9 protein-coding genes are annotated in these 20489 nt (G+C 70.2%); 3 read left to right on the top strand and 6 right to left on the bottom strand.

Annotated features, from left to right (window positions below; all coding sequences use genetic code 11):
- The first annotated feature begins 73 nt into the window (after nt 1–73).
- The 3 genes from OO54_RS13925 (at nt 74) to OO54_RS13915 (ending at nt 3011) form a co-directional block, all read left to right on the top strand.
- On the top strand, nt 74–1006 hold the full coding sequence (locus OO54_RS13925; protein ID WP_033203169.1) for a 1-phosphofructokinase family hexose kinase: 933 nt from the start codon (nt 74–76) through the stop codon (nt 1004–1006).
- A gap of 117 nt (nt 1007–1123) precedes the next feature.
- Nucleotides 1124–2074 (top strand): SIS domain-containing protein, encoded by a 951-nt coding sequence (locus tag OO54_RS13920; protein ID WP_033203168.1) that lies wholly within the window; start codon nt 1124–1126, stop codon nt 2072–2074.
- A 100-nt stretch (nt 2075–2174) separates the two neighbouring features.
- Nucleotides 2175–3011, top strand: a complete 837-nt coding sequence (locus tag OO54_RS13915; protein ID WP_033203167.1) for a class II fructose-bisphosphate aldolase — start codon at nt 2175–2177, stop codon at nt 3009–3011.
- 81 nt (nt 3012–3092) lie between these two features.
- Here the strand turns inward: OO54_RS13915 and OO54_RS13910 are convergent, their stop codons facing one another.
- From OO54_RS13910 to OO54_RS13885, 6 genes are all read right to left on the bottom strand, one after another.
- Nucleotides 3093–5243: a family 20 glycosylhydrolase gene (locus OO54_RS13910; protein ID WP_157856481.1), complete on the bottom strand. Its 2151-nt coding sequence runs from the start codon at nt 5241–5243 to the stop codon at nt 3093–3095.
- Nucleotides 5244–5588: 345 nt separating this feature from the next.
- Nucleotides 5589–7103: an alkaline phosphatase family protein gene (locus OO54_RS13905; protein WP_106970021.1), complete on the bottom strand. Its 1515-nt coding sequence runs from the start codon at nt 7101–7103 to the stop codon at nt 5589–5591.
- A gap of 234 nt (nt 7104–7337) precedes the next feature.
- Entirely contained in the window at nt 7338–8789 is a 1452-nt protein-coding gene (locus OO54_RS13900) for an RICIN domain-containing protein (protein WP_033203220.1), read from the bottom strand.
- Between the two features lie 343 nt (nt 8790–9132).
- On the bottom strand, nt 9133–9975 hold the full coding sequence (locus tag OO54_RS13895) for a hypothetical protein (RefSeq protein ID WP_033203166.1): 843 nt from the start codon (nt 9973–9975) through the stop codon (nt 9133–9135).
- Between the two features lie 94 nt (nt 9976–10069).
- Nucleotides 10070–17152 (bottom strand): ricin-type beta-trefoil lectin domain protein, encoded by a 7083-nt coding sequence (locus tag OO54_RS13890; RefSeq protein ID WP_157856480.1) that lies wholly within the window; start codon nt 17150–17152, stop codon nt 10070–10072.
- A gap of 253 nt (nt 17153–17405) precedes the next feature.
- Nucleotides 17406–20282: a LamG-like jellyroll fold domain-containing protein gene (locus OO54_RS13885; protein ID WP_033203165.1), complete on the bottom strand. Its 2877-nt coding sequence runs from the start codon at nt 20280–20282 to the stop codon at nt 17406–17408.
- Nucleotides 20283–20489 lie beyond the last annotated feature (207 nt).

The following is a 20489-nucleotide window of genomic DNA, read 5'->3' as shown; positions in this document are numbered from 1 at the left end:
CGCCCCCGAACGGACAGGGCCGCAGCACGGCCGGCCGCCACGCACACGCTTCTTTCACAGGAGTCCGCACACCATGATCGTCACCGTCACGCTCAACGCCGCCCTCGACGTCACCTGGGAGGTCGCCGAGCTGAGGCCCCGCACGTCCCACCGTGTCCTCGCGGCACACGAGCGGGCCGGGGGGAAAGGAATCAACGTCGCCCGGGTACTCGCCTTTCTCGGGCACTCGCCGGTCGTCACGGGCCTGGCAGGGGGGCCGACGGGCCGCCTGATCCACGACGGTCTGCGGTCCGCCGGGATCCGTGCCTCCTTCGTCCCGGTGGCGGGCGAGTCCCGGCGTACGGTCGCCGTCGTCTCGCGCGACGACGGCGATGCCACCGTCCTCAACGGGCTTGGCCCAGAGGTGACCCCCACGGAATGGGCGGCCTTCGTCACGCACTACGCCACCACGGTCCGAGGTGCGAGCGTCGTCGTCCTGAGCGGAAGCACTCCCCCGGGCCTGCCACCGGACGCCTACGCGGTCCTGATCCGGGTCGCCGCCGAAGCGGGAGCCCTGACCGTCCTCGACACCTCCGGACCCGCCCTGACCGCCGCTCTGGAGGCGGGCCCGGATGTGATCAAGCCCAACGCGGCCGAACTCGCGGAGGTGACGGGGTGCGATGATCCGGCGGCCGCCGTCACGGAGCTGCGTCGCCGCGGCGCGCGAACGGTCGTGGCGTCGGCGGGCCCGGACGGTCTGCGGGCCGTCACGCCGAACGGCGCGTGGCTGGCCGCTCCTCCCGCGTTGCTCTCCGGCAATCCGACGGGCGCGGGAGACGCCTGCGTCGCTGCGATCGCGTCCGGTCTCGCAGCCCGCGCGGCCTGGCCGGACATCCTGCGCGAGGCGGTGGCCCTGTCGGCCGCGGCCGTGCCCTGTGCGACCGCGGGCGAGGTCGATCCCTCGGTCTACTCACAGTTCCGGCAAGAGGTCCGCGTGACCGAACTCGCGCCGCCGTGTCACCGGTGAGGCACGACCGACCCGCCTGACTGCCGCCGCGTACAGACGCATCCGTTCGACCGACCACGGCACTTCCAGCGCGCCACCAAGCACGCACATCCCGCCCTACGCACCTCAAGGAATCGCATGACCACCTTCCAGACTTCCCGTACGTCCGTCGAGATCGACTCCCAGCCGGACACCTGGCGCCGCGCGGCCGCCTCGGTCGCCTCCTTCTCGGCTGCCCTGCCGCGCCGGGGTGAGCGCGTCGCGGTCGTCGGCTGCGGTACCTCCTGGTTCATGGCCCACGCGTACGCGGAACTGCGCGAAGCGGGCGGACACGGCGAGACCGACGCCTTCGCCGCCTCCGAGTTCCCGCACGGCCGGAGCTACGACCGCATCCTCGCGATCACCCGTTCCGGCACCACCACCGAGGTCCTCGACCTGCTGACCCGGATGAAGGGGTCCGTGGCCACCGGCGCCATCACCGCCGACCCCGCCACCCCCGTCATGGCGGCCGCCGACGCCGTCGCGGTCCTCGACTTCGCGGACGAACAGTCCGTCGTCCAGACCAGGTTCGCCACCACGGTCCTCGCTCTCCTGCGAGCCCACCTCGAAGCCGAGGACGCCCTGCCGGCAGGCGTACGTCCGCTGGCTCAGGCGGCCCAGGACGCCGAGCGTGCCGTCGCGGAGCCTCTCGACCCGGAGGTCCGCGGCGCCGAGCAGTTCACCTTCCTCGGCGCCGGCTGGACCTACGGCCTCGCCCTCGAAGCCGGACTCAAGATGCGGGAGGCCGCCGGGGCCTGGACCGAGGCGTACCCGGCCATGGAGTACCGCCACGGTCCGATCAGCATCACCGGCCCCGGCCGGGTCGTCTGGCTCTTCGGCGAGGCGCCGCAGGGCCTGGCCGACGACATCGCCCGCGTCGGCGGTCTGTACGCCGCCGGGTCCGGCGATGAGTCCGGCGCTCTCGACCCGCTCGCCGACCTGATCCGGGCCCAGCGTCTCGCCGTCCACCTCGCCGAGGCCCGAGGCTACGACCCGGACCGTCCTCGCAACCTGACCCGCTCCGTGATCCTCGAGGACTCCGGAGTCTGAGGCCCACCGCTCCTCCCGCTGCCCGGCGTGTGAGGTGGACACCGCCGTCCACCTCACACGCCGCCCCTCTGTATCCGTCACCGCCCCGTGGAGAACTCCCATGCCCCTGACCCCCACCGACGACATCGTCGGGCCCGCCCGCGACGCGAACACCGGTGTCGGCGCCTTCAACGTCGTCCAGATCGAGCACGCCGAGGCGATCGTCGCCGGGGCCCGGCAGGCGGGCCTGCCGGTCATCCTGCAGATCAGCGAGAACACGGCCCGTTACCACGGCGCCCTCGCCCCCCTCGCCCTCGCCACGCTGGAGATCGCCCGTGCCGCCACTGTGCCGGTGGCGGTCCACCTGGACCACGCCGAGTCCGCCGAGCTCGTCCGGGAAGCCGTCGAACTCGGCTTCACCTCGGTCATGTTCGACGCCTCGAAGCTGCCGTACCAGGCGAACGTCGACACCACCCGCATGATCACCGACCACTGCCACCGGGCCGGCGTCTGGGTGGAGGCGGAGCTCGGCGAGGTCGGTGGCAAGGACGGCGCCCACGCCCCCGATGTCCGTACGGACCCGGACGAGGCCCGCGAGTTCGCCGCGGCGACGGCGGTGGACGCGCTCGCCGTCGCCGTGGGCAGCTCGCACGCCATGATCATCCGGGACGCCGTGCTCGACCTCGACCTCATCACGCGCCTGAAGGAGGCTCTGGACATCCCTCTCGTCCTGCACGGTTCCTCCGGCGTCGACGACTCGGACCTCGAGAAGGCCGTCGCCGCCGGCATGACGAAGGTGAACATCTCCACCCACCTCAACCAGCTCTTCACCCGCACGGTCAGGGAGCAGCTCCACGCCGCACCGGCGGTCGCCGACCCGCGCAGGTACCTGGGTCCGGCGCGTGAGGCGGTGGCTGCGGAGGTGGCCCGGCTGCTGTGCGTCCTCGCCGGGCGCTGACCCGAGGGGTGTGACGCGAGGAGGGCCCGGCTGCGGTGGCAGCCGGGCCCTCTTCGCTGTCGAGCCGTCAGGCTCGGCGGGTCATCCGATGGTCCAGCGCTGCAACGCCGATCCGCTGTCGGGCTGTTGGGCGACGAGTGCGCCGTTGGCCGTCGAGGCGGTGGTCAGCAGGAGACCGCTCTTGACCGATGCCAGGGTGTGGGTGCCGCCGGCGACCGGCGTGATCCGCCACCGCTGGTTGGTGCCGCCGGTGCACGTCCACTGGACGACCGGGGCGCCTGCGGACAGGGAGCCGCCGCTGACGTCGGCGCAGAGCCCGGAGGCGACGTTGACCAGGGTGTAGGAGCCGTCCGACTGCTCGGTGAGGGTCCACTTCTGGTTGTTGCCGCCGTGCAGGGCCCAGGTCGTGAGCCGCGTGCCCGGAGTCGTGGAGCTGCCGGGCACGTCCAGGGCCTGGCCGCCGGTGGCGAGGGTGTGGACGCCGTTGAGGTTGCCGCCGGAGGCGCTGCTCCAGGGGACGTCGGGGGCGGCGTAGTAGCCGATTCCCGCCGCGGTCCAGCGCGGTCCGTGGGTGCCCAGGCGGCGGCTGAAGTCGGTCCAGTCGTGGGTGGACTGGGGCGACCAGCCGATCTCGGCGATGGCGGGCAGGCGCGGGAAGGTCATGTACTCGGCGTACACGTACGGTTCGGGGAACTGGCTGGTGGACTGGGGCAGGCTCTGGCTGCCCGCGTACGCGCGGTCGGCCCACAGGGCCGCCTCGACGCCGGCGATCCTGTCGGCCGGGACGAGCGAGCCGGTGCCGTTGGGCTTGGCCGTCGAGGTGGACGGGTCCCAGTCGTAGGCCTTGCTCACCGGGACGTAGCCCTGCCAGGAGAGCCCGTACGGCGTCGACGAGTCGTACTTCATGTCGAGGTACGCGTGGTCCGAGGGGGACATGACGAAACGGGCGTTCTGCTGGACGGCGTTGCGGACGAACTGGATGTCCTCGGTCTCACCGCCGGTGCCGATGCTGGCCCGGTCGTCGGCGTCGCCCCACCACTGCATGACGCTGTTCGCGGGGATCGTCGACTGTCCGAGCTGGTGCCAGCCCATCACGGTCTTGCCCCGCGCGGTCGCGGCCGCGGTGGCCGCGGAGACGTAGGCGTTGTACTGGGACGAGGTGGCCTGCGGAGTCTCGTCGCCGCCGAGGTGGACGTAGGGTCCGGGCGTCATGGCCGCCACCGTGTCGATCACGGTGGTGAGGAAGCCGCTGACGTTGGAGATGTGCTGGGCGTCGCTCAGACAGTAGAGGCTGATGCCCACGTCGAAGCCCGAGTACGGCTTGATCGCCTTGTTGTCGCAGTTGAGGTTGGCGACGGACGCCAGGGCGGCGCTGGTGTGGCCGGGGCCGTCGATCTCAGGGACGACGGTCATGAAGCGGGACTTGGCGTAGGCCACGATCTCCTGGTACTCGGCCGCGGTGTAGTACCAGGTGGTCCCGCCGGTGAAGCCGCTCTGCGTGCTCGCGCCGATCGTGGTGAGGCTCGGTATGGCCCCGATCGCGATGCGCCAGCCCTGGTCGTCCGTCAGGTGCAGGTGCAGCGTGTTGATCTTGTAGGTAGCGGCCTGGTCGATGTACTTCTTGAGCTGGGCCATCGGGAAGTAGCGCCGGGCCACGTCCACCATGACGCCCCGGTAGGCGTACCGGGGCGTGTCCGAGATCTGCACGGGGGCGACGGTCCAGGGGCCCGGCTTGACCGTCGTGGACTCGATGGCCGCCGGCAGCAGTTGACGCAGGGTCTGAACCCCGCGGAACAGGCCCTGCGCTCCGTACGCGGTCACCGTCACCCCGGTGCTGCTCGAGTTCAGGGTGTAGCCCTCGGCGCCCAGGGTGCTCGGACCGTTGGGGTTGAGGACGATGGCCTGGCTCGCGGGCTGGGAGGTGGTGGTGACCGGCAGCGTGTAGCCGGTCGCCGGGGCCAGCAGTCCCGCGAGGTACGTGCCCACGCCCGCCGCGTCGGGGTCGCCGGAGGAGATGACGTTCACCGGCGTCTGCGCGGTGAGGGCGAAGCCGCTGCCGGTCAGGTTCGTCTGTGACACGGGCTGGGGCACGACCGCCGGTGCGGCGGCGGCCTCGGCGACCGAGCCTGTTGCGGCTGTCGCCGTTGCCATCACCGGAAGGGGTGTGGCGAGAGCGAGGGCTAGAGCGGCGAGGGTGGAGAGGTTTCTCCTCCGCCAACGCGACGAACGCATGGATGACTCCTTCGTTGGAAGGGACGCACACCTGTGGGCGCGGCTGAACACGCGCATCACGCCAGGAGTGCGGTGACGACACTGGAAAGGACAGTTGAGAACACTGATCATGCTCAGTAATGCATGATCAGGCCGCCTACCGAGCACTTTCGAACGAACCGTCGCAGTAGCGGAGTGCAGGCGTCAAGGCTTACCGGGCCGTAGCTTCCTTGCGCGCACGGCCCGTTGCGAACTGGAGGACAAGAGGGGAAGTTCTCGGCGTTTTCCCTTGCCGAGACGACGATGGTTACGCAACCATAGAAGGCTGCGTAACCACCTGGCACGCCTCTTGGGCGCGCCGGGACGTCAGGAGGTCAGGGTGACCTGATCGACCGTCCAGAAGGCGCTGTTGGTGCCCGTGTAGCGGAAGGACAGGCGGGCGGTGGCGGCGCCGGCCGGGACGGTGACGGTGAGCTTCTCGAAGGCGTTGCGGTCCGCGCGGTAGGACTGCAGGAGCTGCTGGGGGCCGCCGTCGAAGGAGACGTACACGTCTCCGGTCTGCGGGCCGTCCACCTTGTAGTTCGTCGCGTACGAGACGGTCGCCGTCGCACCGCCGGTCACGGCGAAGGCCGGGCTGACGAGGGTGGAGTCGAACTGTCCGGCCCCGTGGGCCTTGTCGTCCCACTCGTCGGAATCGGCGACGGCGAAGACGTTGCGCGCCCGGACGTTGGTCTCGCGTCCCTGGCCCCGGTCCGTGTTGGTCCAGAACTCGTCGGTCGCGAAGGACCAGCCGCGCCACTCGGTCACGCCGCCGGTGGGCATGGCGGAGTTGTCGACGGTCCAGCCGCTGGGCGCGGTGGTCGTCCAGCCCTTGAGCGTGGACGACAGGGCGAGTTCGTCGACCCGGGTGTTCAGCGCGGGGCGCAGCGCGTCGAACGCGTCGGGCGCGAGGCTTCCGATGGCCTTGCCGTCGAGCTGCCATGCCGGGTCGGGGACGACTCCGAAGTGGGAGAGGACGGTCGGCGCGATGTCGGCGACCTTGACGTCGTGGCGGACCGAGCCCGGGGCGAAGCCGGTGCCCTTGGCGATGACGAACGTCTGACGCTCGGCGGGCGTGTTCCCGCCGTGACCTCCTCCGGGCGCGTGGCCGTGGTCGGCCGTGATGACGATCTGCCAGTCCTCGTCGGCGTACGTGGTACGGGAGGTGACGGCGTCGAGGATCCGGCCGATCTGGGTGTCGGCGACGTTCAGGGCGTCCAGGTAGGCCCGGTGCTCGGTGCCGTAGTAGTGGCCGGCGCCGTCGACCTCGTCGAGGTGGACGAAGGTGGCGTCCGCGTCGGTGGTCGTGAGCCGGGAGACGGCGGTGGCCGTGGTGTCCGCGTCGCTGACGCCGCCGAGGCGGGTGTCGACGGCGGGCCCGAAGACGGTGGTGGGGATCGGGCCCCAGGTGCCCACGACCAGGGTGTCGAGCGCGGCGTCGGCGCTCTCCAGCCGGGTGGCGTAGTCGGGGTAGAGGTCGTACCGGGCGCCGGTGAAGCTGTTGTCGACGACCTTGTGCTTGTCGGGCCAGGTGCCGGTGGCGATGGTCGACCAGCCCGGGCCCGAGGAGGTGGGGGCCATCGGGTTCGCGTAGAGGTTGCTGGTGGCGGTCATGCCGGCCGCCATGAGGCCCTTGACCCTGGGCATCTTCGCCTTCTCGAACTTGGCGAAGGTCGCGCCGTCGATACCGATCACCAGCGACTTGGGCTGCTTGACGACCGCGGCGGCGCCGGCGGTCGCCCCCTCCTCGGCGCTCGCCGCATGGGCGGAGGCGGCAAGCGGCAGCACGGCTACCGCGACGGTGCCCGCGAGGGCAGCGCGAACAGAACGGGACAGGCGCACGAAAGCTCCTTGGAATGACTGTGGTTGGGGTGCACGGCCGTCTCGGCCGGGCGTTGATGAGCCTGAGCCCGGCCAAGGATCAGCAGATTTCCTCAAAACTCATCGCAGGTGAACAGTCGGCGACTCTTGGTTCAGACCCGTTACGCTTTTGTAATCACTTGAAGTCATCGCCCACGCACAGACGAGTGCCCCTCCACCGCGAGGGTGGAGGGGCACTCGGAAGGGGTCCGACCGTCAGGCGATGGTCCGGATCCACTGCTGGTTCTGCCCGCTGTTGCAGGTCCACTGGTCGAGCTTGGCGCCGTCGGCGTACGAGTAGTCCGCGACGTCGAGGCACTTGCCGCCGAGTCGGGCGACCAGCTGGCTGTAGCCGGCGTCACCCGTCGGCTCGATCTTCCAGTGCTGGGACTTCACGGAGCCGCACGTCTTCTGGACGACCGGCGCGCCGTCCTCGGTGGACGCTCCGCTCACCTCGAGGCACTTGCCGCTGTTGCGGGCCATGATCTGGACGTAGCCGCTGGTGCCGACGTCCTTGAACCAGTACTGCTGGTTGATGTCTCCACCGCAGCCCCACTGGACGATCGCAGCGCCGTCGGCGGAGTCGAAGTTGGAGACGTCGGCGCACTTGCCGCTGCTGCGGACCGACAGGGTCTCCCAGATCACGTTCATTCCGGTGACCTTGCCGGCGGCGGCGTCGATCGTGATCTTGGGCGAGTAGTCCATGGTCATGGTGGTCTTGGTGGGGAACTTCAGCGGAAGCCAGACGTACTGGGAGTCCTGGACCATGCCGCCCATGGAATTGCCCCAACGGTCGCCCATGTAGAGGTAGCTCGTCCCGCTGGTCCCCTGCACCGGGAGGACGTAGGCCGTCTGGCTCCGGTAGGTGGTGGAGTTGCCGACGTCCTTCAGGCCGCTCCAGCTGCCGGTGACGCTCGTGGCGGTGGCGTACTTCTGCTGGTTGGGCGCCCAGCCCGTGGCACCGGAGGTGAGCAGGAAGTACACGCCGTTGCGCTTGAACATCGCGGGAGCCTCTCGCGACTGCCCCGCCCACAGCTTCTGCACCTGGGCGGCGATACCCGTGTAGTCGGCCGTGAGACGGTAGACGTGCAGGTCGGCGTTCTCGTTGGCCGCGGAGATCATGTATCCCGCGCCGTCGGTGTCGACGAAGGTCGTGATGTCCCGGGACATGTGACCCAGCGGACGGAAACTGCCACGCCAGGAGTAGTCACCGTCGACGGTCGAGGAGACCGCCACGGCAGCACGCGCCTCGGAGTAGTCCGTGGCGCTCCCCTCCTTGTGCATCCACATCACGAACTGCCCGGTCGAAGCGTTGTACATGACCTTGGGCCGCTCGATGTTGGCGCCCTGGAGCTCCGGATCGGTCTCCTGGCTGAGGACGTGGTTGCGGAACTCCCACGTCTTCAGGTCCGTCGAGCGGTAGGCCGACACGTACCGGAAGCTGTTGTCGGCATTGCGGTCCTCGCCGAACCAGTAGTAGTACTCACCCACCTTCACGACCCCACCGCCATGAGCGTGAACGGGATTTCCCGCCGGATCGGTGAACTGGGTGGCATTGGAGACGGACACCGACGCGGCATGAGCCGTACCCATGGCACCGACGAGGGACAGGAGGAGAGCGGACAGAGCGGCGAAGACCACCGATGCCCCGGTTCTTGTACGCGACATGATCACTTGCCTCTTGCTGTGCGGATCCGACACGGACGACGTGCCGTCCACGGCGAACCGGATGTGCCTGCGAGGGGGGTGGGTTGAGCGAGTGGATGCATACAGAGGAGGTGTACGCGAAGGCGATGGCCGACCGGACCCGTGGATGCGGAATGACGGTCAGAGCAACGCGGCCCGTGCGGAGGGAGGTGGCCGCCGTGTTACGGCTGCGTGTCGCCTCGTCTTGTTTACGTTAACGCGGGGTGTTGGGAAGAGTTTGAAAGCACGAGAAGGGCCTGTCAAGAGACCCCGGGCATGGACGAACCGGCCCTGATCCGCCGGACGCGCCGTAGTCCCGCTGAAATCAGGCGGGGAACGCGGCGAGCTTGCCGTACTCGGTCGGTTCGAAGCGGAAGGTGTCGTCGACCAGGTGGCGGTCCCTGATGAGTTCCACGAGGGCGAAGTAGGCCGAGAGCATCGCGTCGGCCGCCGTTCGCATGCCGCGGGCGGCCTCGTGCCGGCCTTCGAGGGAGGCGGGGAGGACGAGCACGTCGGGGTGGTCCGGGGTGTCCCGGACCAGGGCGTCCGAGTGGGATGCGAAGCGCTTCAGCGCGGTGAGCAGGCGCTCGTGTGCGCGTTCCAGCTCCGTGTCGGCGAAGAACGCCGTGGTGGGGTCGACCTCGCCGTCGGCGTAGGCGACGGGGAGGCGGTAACCGTGCCGCTGGAGGCATCCCCAGAGGGACGAGGCGACGTCTTCGGGTACGCGGTCGAAGTGTTCCGCCTTCCGCAGGGCGGAGAACCAGTCGGCTTTCCATCGCCAGTCGCTCAGGAAAGCCAGCGAGCTTCTTCTGTCGCGTTCCCGCGCGGTGCGCGGAGGGGTTCCCGACCGTTTTCTCGGAGGAACGCCATGGCGGGCCGCGACGGCGTGCCAGTACAGCATGTACCAGGATTCGACGGAATTCCCGACGTGGTCGGAGTTCCGGGATCGCGCAGTCTCCTCCAGGTGTTCGACGAGGAGGCGGAACTGCCAGTCCTTCGCCGGGAGGGCTGATCCTTCGAGCCAGGAGCGGACCTCGGTCTCGGTCCAGTCCTCGCCGCCTACCCTCGGCCTGCGGCCGAAGGCCAGGAGGTCTTCGAGCGAAAGGCCGGACCTGGTCCAGAGCTCTCGGAGGCGCCGGGGGAATTCCTCCTGGACATCGCTTTCCATCGTGAATCCTTACATCACTTCATGGTCGACAGAAGCCAGCCGTGCGGTCGTCGCAGAACGACCGCACGGCTGGGGATTCAGGCCTTGCAGCCTATCATCGGGACGCCTGCTGGACGAAGTCCGAAATCTGCCCCGGCGTCATGTCGGGCAGATCGAGTTTGAGGAACTCGTCGAGTGATTTCGGATCGGGTAGATGCGCTGGGATGTCGATTCCGATTCCGCTGAGAATCTCCCGGGCGCGGTCCACGGGAATGGACAGCGAGGCGGCGTTCGCCACGTCGCCCGGCAGCGCGTTGATGACCACTTCGCGGTCCTGGGGCAGGGAGCCCCAGTACCGTTCGGTCTCGATTCCGGCGCGCTGGAGGTTCGACGAGGGGATCACGTGGACGACCGCGTCGGAGCCCCGGCTGGCGGAGTGCACCGCGTAGGCGGTGGCGACTCCGGGGTGCCAGCTCGACGGGGTGGAACCGCTCGTCTTGGTTCCGGCGCCTCCACCGTAGTTCTTGGTGGTGCCGCGGAAGAGGGTTTCCCCTTCGTCTCCGCCGCCGCCACCGCCGTCGCCGTCCTTCTTGCCGCCGGCTCCGTCGCCCTTGGTCCCCGAGCCGCTGCCGGCGTCGTCCTTGGGCTTGGCCGGCGGGTCGGGCTTGGGTGCCTCCTTGGGCTTGGGTGTGGCCGGCGGGGTGACGTTGTCGGCGGCGTTGGCCGCGCCCTTGGCGTCGGCGGCCTTGTCGGTGGTCTTGGTGACCGCCTGGACCGCCTCGATGCCCTCGTCGACGTACTTCGCACCCTTGGCGGCGCTCGCGCCGTATCCGACGATCGGGATCGCGGAGGAGAAGGACAGACCCGCGTCGACGTAGTTGCCCTCGGCGGTGTACCAGATGCCGTTGGCGATGTCGGCGGCCTCGCCGACGACCGGCACCAGGCCGACGACGTCGAGCGCGGCGTGGCCCCAGTCGGACCAGCCCCACCACAGGCCCGTGGGGTCGGGGAACATGACCGGGTTGTTGCGCCCGTACGCGTACGGGTTCAGGTGCTGCGGGTCGGACAGGTCAAGGACCGGGTCGACCGAGAGGAACCGGCCGAGGGCCGGGTCGTACTGACGGGCGCCCATGTGGACCAGGCCGGAGCCGGGGTCGTTGACCGCCCCGACGAAGCCCTGCTGCCCCGGCCACGTCGACGGGTTGGCGCCGCGGACCTCGCCGAACGGCAGGGTGCGGCGTTGGGTGACGGTCTGGCCCGCGCCCACCGCGTCGATGACGAGCTCGGCGGTGCCGTTGAGGCCGCCGGCGAGCCAGTGCACCTGGGTGGTGGAGCTGCGGACGGCGACGGTCCTGCCGCCGTGGCGGTAGTAGCGGACGGCGCTGGTGGTGTCGTCCGTGGTGGCGGCGGTGTTCTTGGTGTCGACGGTGAGCTCGGTGGTGCCGAGGTACAGCGTCGCCTTGCCGTACTCCTTGCGGATCAGCCGGTTGCCGTCGGAGCCGTAGACGTTGGTCGTGTGCTTGGCGAAGCTCCACCGCTGGGTCGCGGAGGTGGAGCAGGTGACGGCGGTGGCCGCGGTGCCGCTGGTGGTGGCGGTCAGGGTCAGGCACAGGCCGGTGGCGGTGTGCTTGACGGTGCCGTTGTCCTGGATCTTCCACTTCTGCGTGGCGTCGGTGGAGGAGCAGGGGCGGGCGAGGATCGCGCTGCCGCTGGTGGTGCCGTTGGGGACGGCGCAGACGCCGAGGGCGGCGAGCTGCTCGTCCTTGTTGAGCTCCCAGGCCTGCGCGGTACTGCCGGAGGCGCAGGTCAGGCCCTGGATCACGGTGCCGGAGGCGGTCGCGCCACCCTTGAGGTCGAGGCAGAGGCCGCCGTTTCCGGTGACCGTGCCCTTCTCCCCCGCCTTGGAGGTGCCGGCGAGCCTGCCCACGGCGTCCCAGCGCAGCAGCTGGTCGACGGCCGGGCTCAGAGCGGTGGCCGCCTTGGTGCGGCGGACGGTCTTGCCCGCCGCGTCGTAGGCGTGGCTCTGGGTGGTGTCGGTCCTCGCGGTGACCGTTCCCGCGCTGTTCACGGTCTCGGTGGCGACCGCTGCGGTGGGCAGGGCGTGCGGGCGGTCGGCGCCGGCCGCGGGCATCGCGGCGGTGGTGGTGACCCGCAGGGCGGAGGCTCCGCCGGCCGCCGGGTTGACGGGGTTGCGGATCTCCTTGGTGCGGTTGCCCGCGGTGTCGTACTCGTAGGAGTGCCAGTACGGGGCCGGGCCGCCGATGACGCTGTTCGCCGCCGGGGGCGCCTCGCAGGTGGCGGAGGTCTGGCTCCACGCCGTCTTGAGCCGGCGCAGGTAGTCGTACTGGAAGCACTGGACGTCCGCGGTCTTGCCCGCGGGCGCGTCCGCGATGGTCTTGATGTTGCCGGCCGCGTCGTAGACGTAGGTGGCGTCGACGTCGGGGTTGGCGATCGACTCGCGGTCGATCCGGCTGCCGGTGAGGCGGCGGGTGCCGTCCTCGTGGAAGTTGGTCAGCCAGGTCTGCTTGGCGGCGCTGGAGACGCCGAGGGTGAGCTGTTCGGTCTCGCCGAAGTTCGAGTAGCGGGTCTCCCTGACGTAGTCGGTGGTGCCGTAGGTGAAGACCGGCAGGCCCGTGAGGTCGTAGCCGGTGGTGATCTTCTCCGACGGGAGCGGTCCCGCCGCCGGGACGGTCACGCCGGACACGGAGCCGTCGGCCTTGTAGGTCGCGGTGGTGGTGTAGGTGCCGGCGAGCCTGCCCTCGGCCGCCGGGATGACCACCGCGGTGGAGGTGGGGTGTCCGTTGACGTCGTAGCTGTTGACGGCGGACTTGTACTCGTTGCCCCCGCTGAAGGTGGAGGCGGAGGTGACCCGGCCGATTCCGTTGGGGAGGGTGTCGTAGACCCAGGAGTTGAGGGTCTCGCCCCCCTTGGTGATCTTGGTGGTGCGGCCGAGGTTGTCGTAGTGGTAGGTGACGGCGACACCGAGCGGATCCGTCGCGGTGGTGAGACGGTCCAGCTCGTCGTACGCCATCGTGCTGAGGCCCTTGTCCGGGTCGTCAGCGGTGCGCTGCCGGCCGAGGGCGTCGTAGGTCCACTTCCACTCGTTCTTGGCCGTCGGGTCCTTGACCGAGGAGAGACGGCCGGCCTTGTCGTAGGCGTAGGTGGTGGTGAGCCCGGTGCCGGAGACGGAGTCGGACTCGTACTCGGTGAGCGAGACCCGGCGCCCCTGGGCGTCGGTGCAGACACGCGTCGGAGTGCCGCCGGTGGGCGGGTCGCTGTCCGTGCAGTCGCCGTGGAAGACGGTCCGGGTGCGCCACTTCTCGGCGCCGCCGACCTTGAAGACGGAGGCCGTGGCACGGCCCGCGCCGTCGTAGACGGTCTCGGTGGCCGGCGGGTTGCCGCCGACCGCGAACTGCGGCTCGACGACGGTCGTGCCGGGGTCGTCCAGGTTGTAGAACGGGCCGTGCTGGACGACCGCCAGGCCCCGCGAGTCGTACTCGACGAGGTTCAGGACCCGCCCGGTGTTGGGGGTGGGGGTCTGGGTCTGGCGGGCGCGCAGGAGCCCGTCGTACAGCTGGTGGGAGACCGAGACGTTGCCGTTGGGCTTCAGCGTCCGGGTGGTGACGACGGTGGCCGCGTCCGCGTTGATGTCGTACGCGTACTCGGTGTTGGGGATGTCGGTGGCCTTGGCGCGGCCCGGGAGCCACACCTTGACGAGGCGGCCGAGCGCGTCGTAGGCCAGGTCGGTGCGCTGGTTGTTGGCGTCGGTCGTGGCGGTGACCAGACCCCAGGCGGGGTCGACCGACGACGAGGTGGTCTGCCCGGTGCCGCCGGTGACGGCGGGCGGGGTGGTGACCTTCATTCCCGTGACCGGCCCGCCGGTGGCGGGGGTGTAGGAGGTGGTGGTCCGGTTGTTCCTGGCGTCCTGGACCGCCGTGACGCGGCCGTGGACGTCGTAGTCGCTGCTCGTGGTGGTCTGCAGGACCGGGGTGGTGCCGCTGTAGCCGGTGACCCGCTGGCTGGAGCTGACGTCGCCCTTCGTCGGGACCGCCCCGTAGGCGAGGTCGTCGTAGAGGGTGCGGACGTCGGATATCGCGTCACCGGGGTAGCTCGGGGTGGTGGCGCAGTCGACCGCGACCGTGTGGACGCGCTTGACCAGCGTGAGCAGGGTCTTGTCCGTGTTGCGGGCGTACTCGTAGCGGGTGCAGGAGTCGTCCGCGGTGTTGCCGTTGGCCTTGTCCTCGCCCACGTCTCCGAGGTCGGAGGAGGAGGAGATCATGCCGTAGGAGTCGTAGGTGTGGTCGATCGCGGTACGGCGGATCCCGCCGGTGACCGCGGTGCGGGTGTCGATCCGGTCGGTGCCGACGAGGGTGGCGTTGTCGCTGCCCTCGGTCGCGGTCGGTGCCGAGATCCAGGGCGTGTTGACCGATCCGTTGATCTCCTTGGCCGCGCGGTCGGCGGCCGTGGCGGCGGGGACGGAGGAGTAGGTCCGGGCTTCCAGCTGGTAGCCCTGGAGTCGGTCCTTGTCCTCGATCCGGGTGCCGTCGGAGGCGGTGACCCAGACGTCCTCGGTGCCGCCGTCGCCGTTCGTCCGGTCGCCGTCCATGCCCCGGAGGTACGTCGCCTCGGAGCTGAGCTGCGCGGTGCCGGCGTCACCGGTGACGGTGCGGACGGTCTGGAAGCCCCGGAACTGGCTCCAGGTCTTGTTCTTGCTCTTGGCCAGCTCGCTGTCGTCGTAGCGCCAGGCGGCACCGCCGTAGTACTCGTACTTCGTCGTCTTGTTCAGACCGGCGACCGTGCGGTCGTCCTCGATCACCGTGTCGATGACGTACTTGTGGAACCAGTCCTCGTCCTCGCCGATCGCGCCCTCCTTCGACCAGAAGGACGGGAAGCACCGCTTGGTGTTGGTGTGCGGCGTCGGCAGGTCGGAGACGGTGCATTCGACGGGCTTGTAGGTGACGGCGACCTCGCCGCCGCTCTCCGAACGGATGGCGCGGATGCGCCACTTGTACATCGGGTCGCGGTCCTGGGCCTCGGCGTGCACCCGGTTGGTGTTCTTGACGCCCCAGAAGACCGTCTTCAGGCTCTCGCTGGTCCCGCCGTTGGCCTTGCCGACGTGGGTGATGCTCTGCAGCCACAGGGAGCGCGGCGAGGTGTCGGCGGTCGCCGGGTAGGACTGGTCCAGGGTCCAGGTGTCGACCGGGGTGTAGCTGCCGGACTTCAGGATCTGGGTGGTGACGGAGGTCAGCCGCTTGCGGGAGAAGAAGGCCGGGGACCACTGCTCCTTGCAGGAGTCGGTGTCCGTGCAGATCTGGTCGAAGGGGACGTCGGGCCAGCGGGTGGCGGTGTCCTCCTTCAGGTCTCCGGGCTCGCAGTCGGCGGCGGCTCCGTCGCAGCGCTCGGCGACGCCGAAGACGACCCTGGCCGGGGCGTCGGTGGTGAGGTCGCTGCCCTCGCGCTCGCCGTATTCGATGCGCTTGAGGTGTCCGCCCCGGTCGTAGGCGACCGAGACGTCGTCGCGCATGGCGCCGTAGCGGTTGGTCTCCTTCTCCCAGTACAGGGTCATGGAGTTGCCGTGGACGTCGACCACGTAGTCGAGGTTCCACCGCCAGGTCTGGTCGCAGCGCGAGTCCTTGAAGGTGGACTCGTGGCAGGGCTCGCCCGAGTCGTCGCCGTAGACGGGGACCTGCCAGGCCGACTCCTGCGACTCGCCGTCGGCGGCGGAGCGCTTGTTGCGGCCGAAGTAGTAGCGGGTGCCGTCCGTGGTGGTGACGACCCAGAACTCCTTGCTGTCACCGGTGTTGAAGCCGCCGGACCAGCGCTCCACGCGCGTGCCGTCGTCGGTCTTCAGCCGCCAGGTGCCCTCCAGCTTCATGTCCGGGTTGCCGTCGAGCGTGCGGCTCGCGTCGGCGCCGGACTTCTTCACCAGCTCGCCGTTGCGGCCGCCGAAGGACATGGTGGCGTTGTCGGAGTGCCAGCAGAGGTCGTACTTCTCCTCGCCCTCCGTGTCGTGTCCGTCGTCCTTGCAGGAACGGTAGGAGCGCTCGATGTACCCCTGGGACAGGTCGAAGCCCTCGCCGACCCAGCTGGTCTGGGAGTTGGTGGAGGCGGTACGGCCGTCCACGCTGCCGGAGCTGTACGAGAGCGACAGCTGCGGCGACGGGCCCGCGATCGACGGCGGGACCCGCATCGGGTACTGCCAGGTGAAGGAGCCCGAGTTGCCGGCGACGGACCATGTGCCCGACGGGGTGAGCGAGGTCGCGGCGTAGTTGCCCGAGCTGCCCGCGGCACCGGCCGAGACGGACAGCACGGAGAGGCCTGCGGCGGCGGCCGAGGCGGTGGTGGCCGCCGCGGCGGAGCGCGCCGCGGCGCCGGTGGGGGCCTTGGCGCCGGCGGTGCCCTCGGGGAGGGCGACCTCGGCCGTGAGCGTGCCGTTCTTCCGGTCGTTCGAGGTCCGCAGGACCTTGCCGTCGGCGCACGCCCCGGGCGTGGCCGAGGTGACCAGGCACGGGCTGTGCTGGACGACCCGGAGGCGCGAGGCCCAGTCGCCGCCGTAGGCCGCGGCGAAGGCCTTGTAGTCGATCTCGACGGTGACGCGTCCGGCGGCCGTCTCGCCGTCGGCGCGGGCGACGGTCAGCAGCAGGCCGTCGACGCCTGTCCGCTCGGTCTTGGCCCGGGACATGACCTCGACGTCGACCCGTCCCGGCACCTGGGTGCCGAGGGCCTCGACGCCGGCCTCGCGGGCGGCGGCGTTCCGGGACGCGAGCTTTCCGCGTACGGCGGCCGGGGTGACGATCCGGACCGGCAGGGTGCCCGCCCGGTCCTCGACCGCCGCCTCGGCGGCGGTCAGGCTGCCGGCGCGGGCCTGCGCGCGCAGGCCCTCGACCGGTAGCTCCGCCACGCCCTTGCCGGCGGCCGGCCAGACGGTCTTCGGATACGGCACGCGGGCCGCCTGGGCAGCGGCGTCCTTCTCGCCGTCCTTCTCCCAGGCCAGCGGGGTGACGTCGACCGAGTCCATGACGGCCGTCTTCGGCCGCCGCTTCTCCCGCGCCGCCTCGTCGACTCCGTCGGCGGCCCCCACGGCGGGAGCTTGCAGGAGGGTCAGGGTGACGGCTCCCACCACCCCCCAGGCCGTGACTCCGCCGCTCCTTCTCAGGAACGTTCTGCGGGCCCTCAGGCCCCTTGCTCCGATGCGCATCGGCGCGACTCCTCATCGGCCACCGCGGTCCACGGGGCCGGTTCAGGGCACGGCGGCATGCCGCCGTGCCTCCCCCGACGAGCCACCCGCGTGGGGGCGGCCCGTCCTTGTCCACCGCGCCGGGCGGCGGGCCCGGTGCGCGGTGTGGTCTGTGTGATCGGTGCGGGCGGCTCTGGGGCTGCCCGGAGGGCCGGCGGTGGGGGAGGTCCCCCATCGCCGGCCCAGATGTCGGCCGGTCCGGGTCAAGGACCGGTCAGCGCTGGGACGCCAGACGGCCGATGTCGCTGCGTTCGAGGACGGTCGGGTAGGTCCGGACGTCGTCGATGTCGCCCTTGAAGGGGTCGGCGTACGCGCCGGCCCACTTGCCCCGGCCGACCTGGAATCCGGCCGTGGCGTTCCAGCTCTTGGTCGGGTCCCAGGTCGTGCCTCCGTCGGTGGAGGGGATCACCTGGTCGGAGGCGACCTCGTCCCCGTTGACGTAGAGCGTGATGCTGTTCCGGGTGGGGTCGAAGACTCCGGCCAGGTGTACCCACTGCCCGACGTACGGGGTGCTCTGCGCGAGCCCGGCGTAGGCGCGGGCGGAGTCGGTGCCGGAGTCGAGGCGGTGCCGGGAGAGCGTCCAGCCGTTGGTGGTGGACCAGTAGATCGCGAAGCCGTTGCCGACGGCCCCGGACTGACTGACCACGGCCCGGTTGACCGTGACGTCGGTGACCTTGGCCCAGGCGGAGACGGTGAAGGACTTGCTGGTGTCGACGCGACTGGGACCGGTGGCGTAGTCGGTGGCGACGCCGTCGAAGCGGACGGCCTTGTCGGTGGCGACCGCGGTGTCCGCGCCGGCGACCCAGGTGCCGCCGCTCACGGTGAGCGGGGACTTGTCCTCCGTGCCCACGCCGGAGGAGTCGGCGGCGACGGTGCCCGCCGTCTCGTCGAAGCGGTAGGAGCCGACGGTGCAGGACTCGGCCGAGGGGTCGGAGCAGGCCCGTCCGGCCTGGAAGGTGACCTTCTCGACGGTGCTGGCGTTGCCGGCGCGGTCGACGCTCTGGAAGTAGAGCGTGTGGAGGCCGAACTTGGGGATGGCCACCGACGCGGTGCCGTCGGCGCCGAGGGTGGCCGGGTCGACCTTGGCTGACGGGGTGGAGTCGTTGAGGCCCCACAGGTAGTACTGGACGTCGTTGCCGTAGACGGAGTCGCGGTTGCCGTTCGCCTTGAGGGTGAAGGGCATCGACTGGCCGGCCTTGATGTCCGCGAGCGGCGGCAGGTCCACGGCGGGCTTGTCCGGGTCCTCGGTGTCGACGGAGAACTCGCACCAGTCCGACCAGGCTCCGGAGTCGATGCCGTCGCTCGCCTGGGCGTGCCAGTTGTACGTGTGCCCGTGCTTGAGGTGGCCGCTCGGGATCGCCTTCTCGAACGACCCGTCCGGTTCGTAGCCGGTCACCAGGTCCCCGTACACCTGTACGTCGGTCGCGTTCGGGAGCATGTCCCACGCGCGGAAGAGGACCCGGATGTTGTGCGGGTCGGCGTCGCTCGCGGAGACGGTGAGCACCGGGGTGGTGTCGTTCTGGTTCAGCCACGGTCGGCCGGAGCCGGTGACGCACGCGGTGGTCGGGCTGGTCGTCTTCTCGCCGACGGGCTTGGCGGGGAGGGTGTTGTAGTAGATCCGGAGCGTTCCGGTGTCGCCCTTGAAGCGCTTCCAGCCGCTCGCCGCGTCCTCGTCCGCCGCGCGCAGGGAGAAGGCGACCGACGCACCCGCGGCGGCCTTCGAGCGCACGGTGGAGGTGAGGTTCTCGTTCGTCTCCTCCGGGTTGTCGTTGAAGTTGACGGTGCCGTTCTCGCAGCCGAAGTCCTCGTTGCCGTAGGCGACGTGGCGGTCGCCCATGAGGTCGCCGTCGGCGGGCTTGTTGCCCCAGTTGGTGCCGGTGGAGAGGTCGGTCTCGTCGACGCGGTGCAGGTTCACCCAGCTCGGGCTGCACGAGTAGGAGAAGGTCTCGTAGACGCTGAAGGTGGCGTCGTAGATCTTCCGGTTCTCCCAGCCGTCGAGGTTGAACTCGAAGTACATCCGGCCGACGTAGGCGGAGCCGCAGCCGGCGCTGGTGCAGCGGCCGACGCCCTTGTCGTCGTCGAAGTCGGCGTACTCGGTGCTCGGGGAGCCGCTGTTCGCCCAGGTGTAGAAGGAGCGCTTGCCGGGTGCGGTGGGCTTCTCGACGCTGAGCGGCGGGTCGATGTAGAGCGGCAGGCTCGACGCGTCGGCGGCGGCGAGGAGTTCCGGGTCGGGCGTCAGCGTGACCGTGTCGCCGTCGACCGTCATCCCGACCTCGGCGTGGTCGTCGCCGGGCATGGGGGCGACGGCCGGGTCCTCCTGGAGGGCGTCCTTCGGGTCGCCCGCCGGGGCGGTACGGGCCGCCTCTTCGCTGCCGGAGTCCCACATGAGCGGAGCCGCTCCGGAGAAGAGGACCTCGCCGGTCGTGTCGTCGCTGACGAGCAGGCCGCCGTCGGCGTTCTCACCGATCTCCAGGCCGTCGTTGCTCTGCTCCAGGCGGATGCCCGCGAGGGCGGGGTCGGCGGCGGCCTCCTCGGTGCGGACGACGAGGACCTGCTGGAAGCCCTCGGGGGTGGCCTTCATCCGGAGGTCGACGCCGGGGATGACCGAGCGGTACTCGGCGACGTCGCCGACGAGGACCGGGGCCGGAAGGCGCTCGGGCCACTTCAGGGCGGCGCTGCGCCCGGCGTCGGCGACCTCGACCAGCGGGTCGGTGCCACCGCCGGAGAACTCGACGTCGATGAGGGCGGCTCGGGGTCCGACCGACCCGTCCGGCTTGACCTCCAGTGTGGTGTCGAGGTCCTTCCAGGTCCCGTCCTCCTGCGGCACCCATCGGGGCGCGGCGGAGAGCTCGGCGGTGAAGCCGCCCTCAGGCTCGGCGAAGACCCGCTCGGCGACGCCGCGTTGCGACATGTCCTCGACCGGTCGACCGGTCTCCTTGGCCTCCTCGACGGCCTCTTGAGTCACGGCGTTGAGGCCGGAAATCGACGGTTCCGGTTCCTCGGCGGCCCCAACGGGTGCCGCCATTCCCATCAGTAGCGCGGAGCCGAGCAGAACGCCCAGCCACCGGCCCCCCTTGAATTGCGCAGTCACGCGCTGTCCTTCCCCCTGGCAGCTCTCCACGAGCCACCTGTGTACGGGCTGTGAAAGCAGTTACGAACGGGAGCGTAACTGGGGCGAGTTCTGGCCAACCAGGGGAGACAGCTTCACAGAAATCACACATAGATCATCAAAAGACCATGTACCCGAAGTGATGTTCGACACGGAACCCTTCCAGGACCGACCTCCCTCGACCCTGGT

This window comes from Streptomyces wedmorensis, from assembly GCF_000716445.1.
Taxonomy (GTDB): domain Bacteria; phylum Actinomycetota; class Actinomycetes; order Streptomycetales; family Streptomycetaceae; genus Streptomyces; species Streptomyces wedmorensis.
Note: the sequence above shows the minus strand (reverse complement) of the source record. Positions and strands in the feature narration are given on the sequence as shown.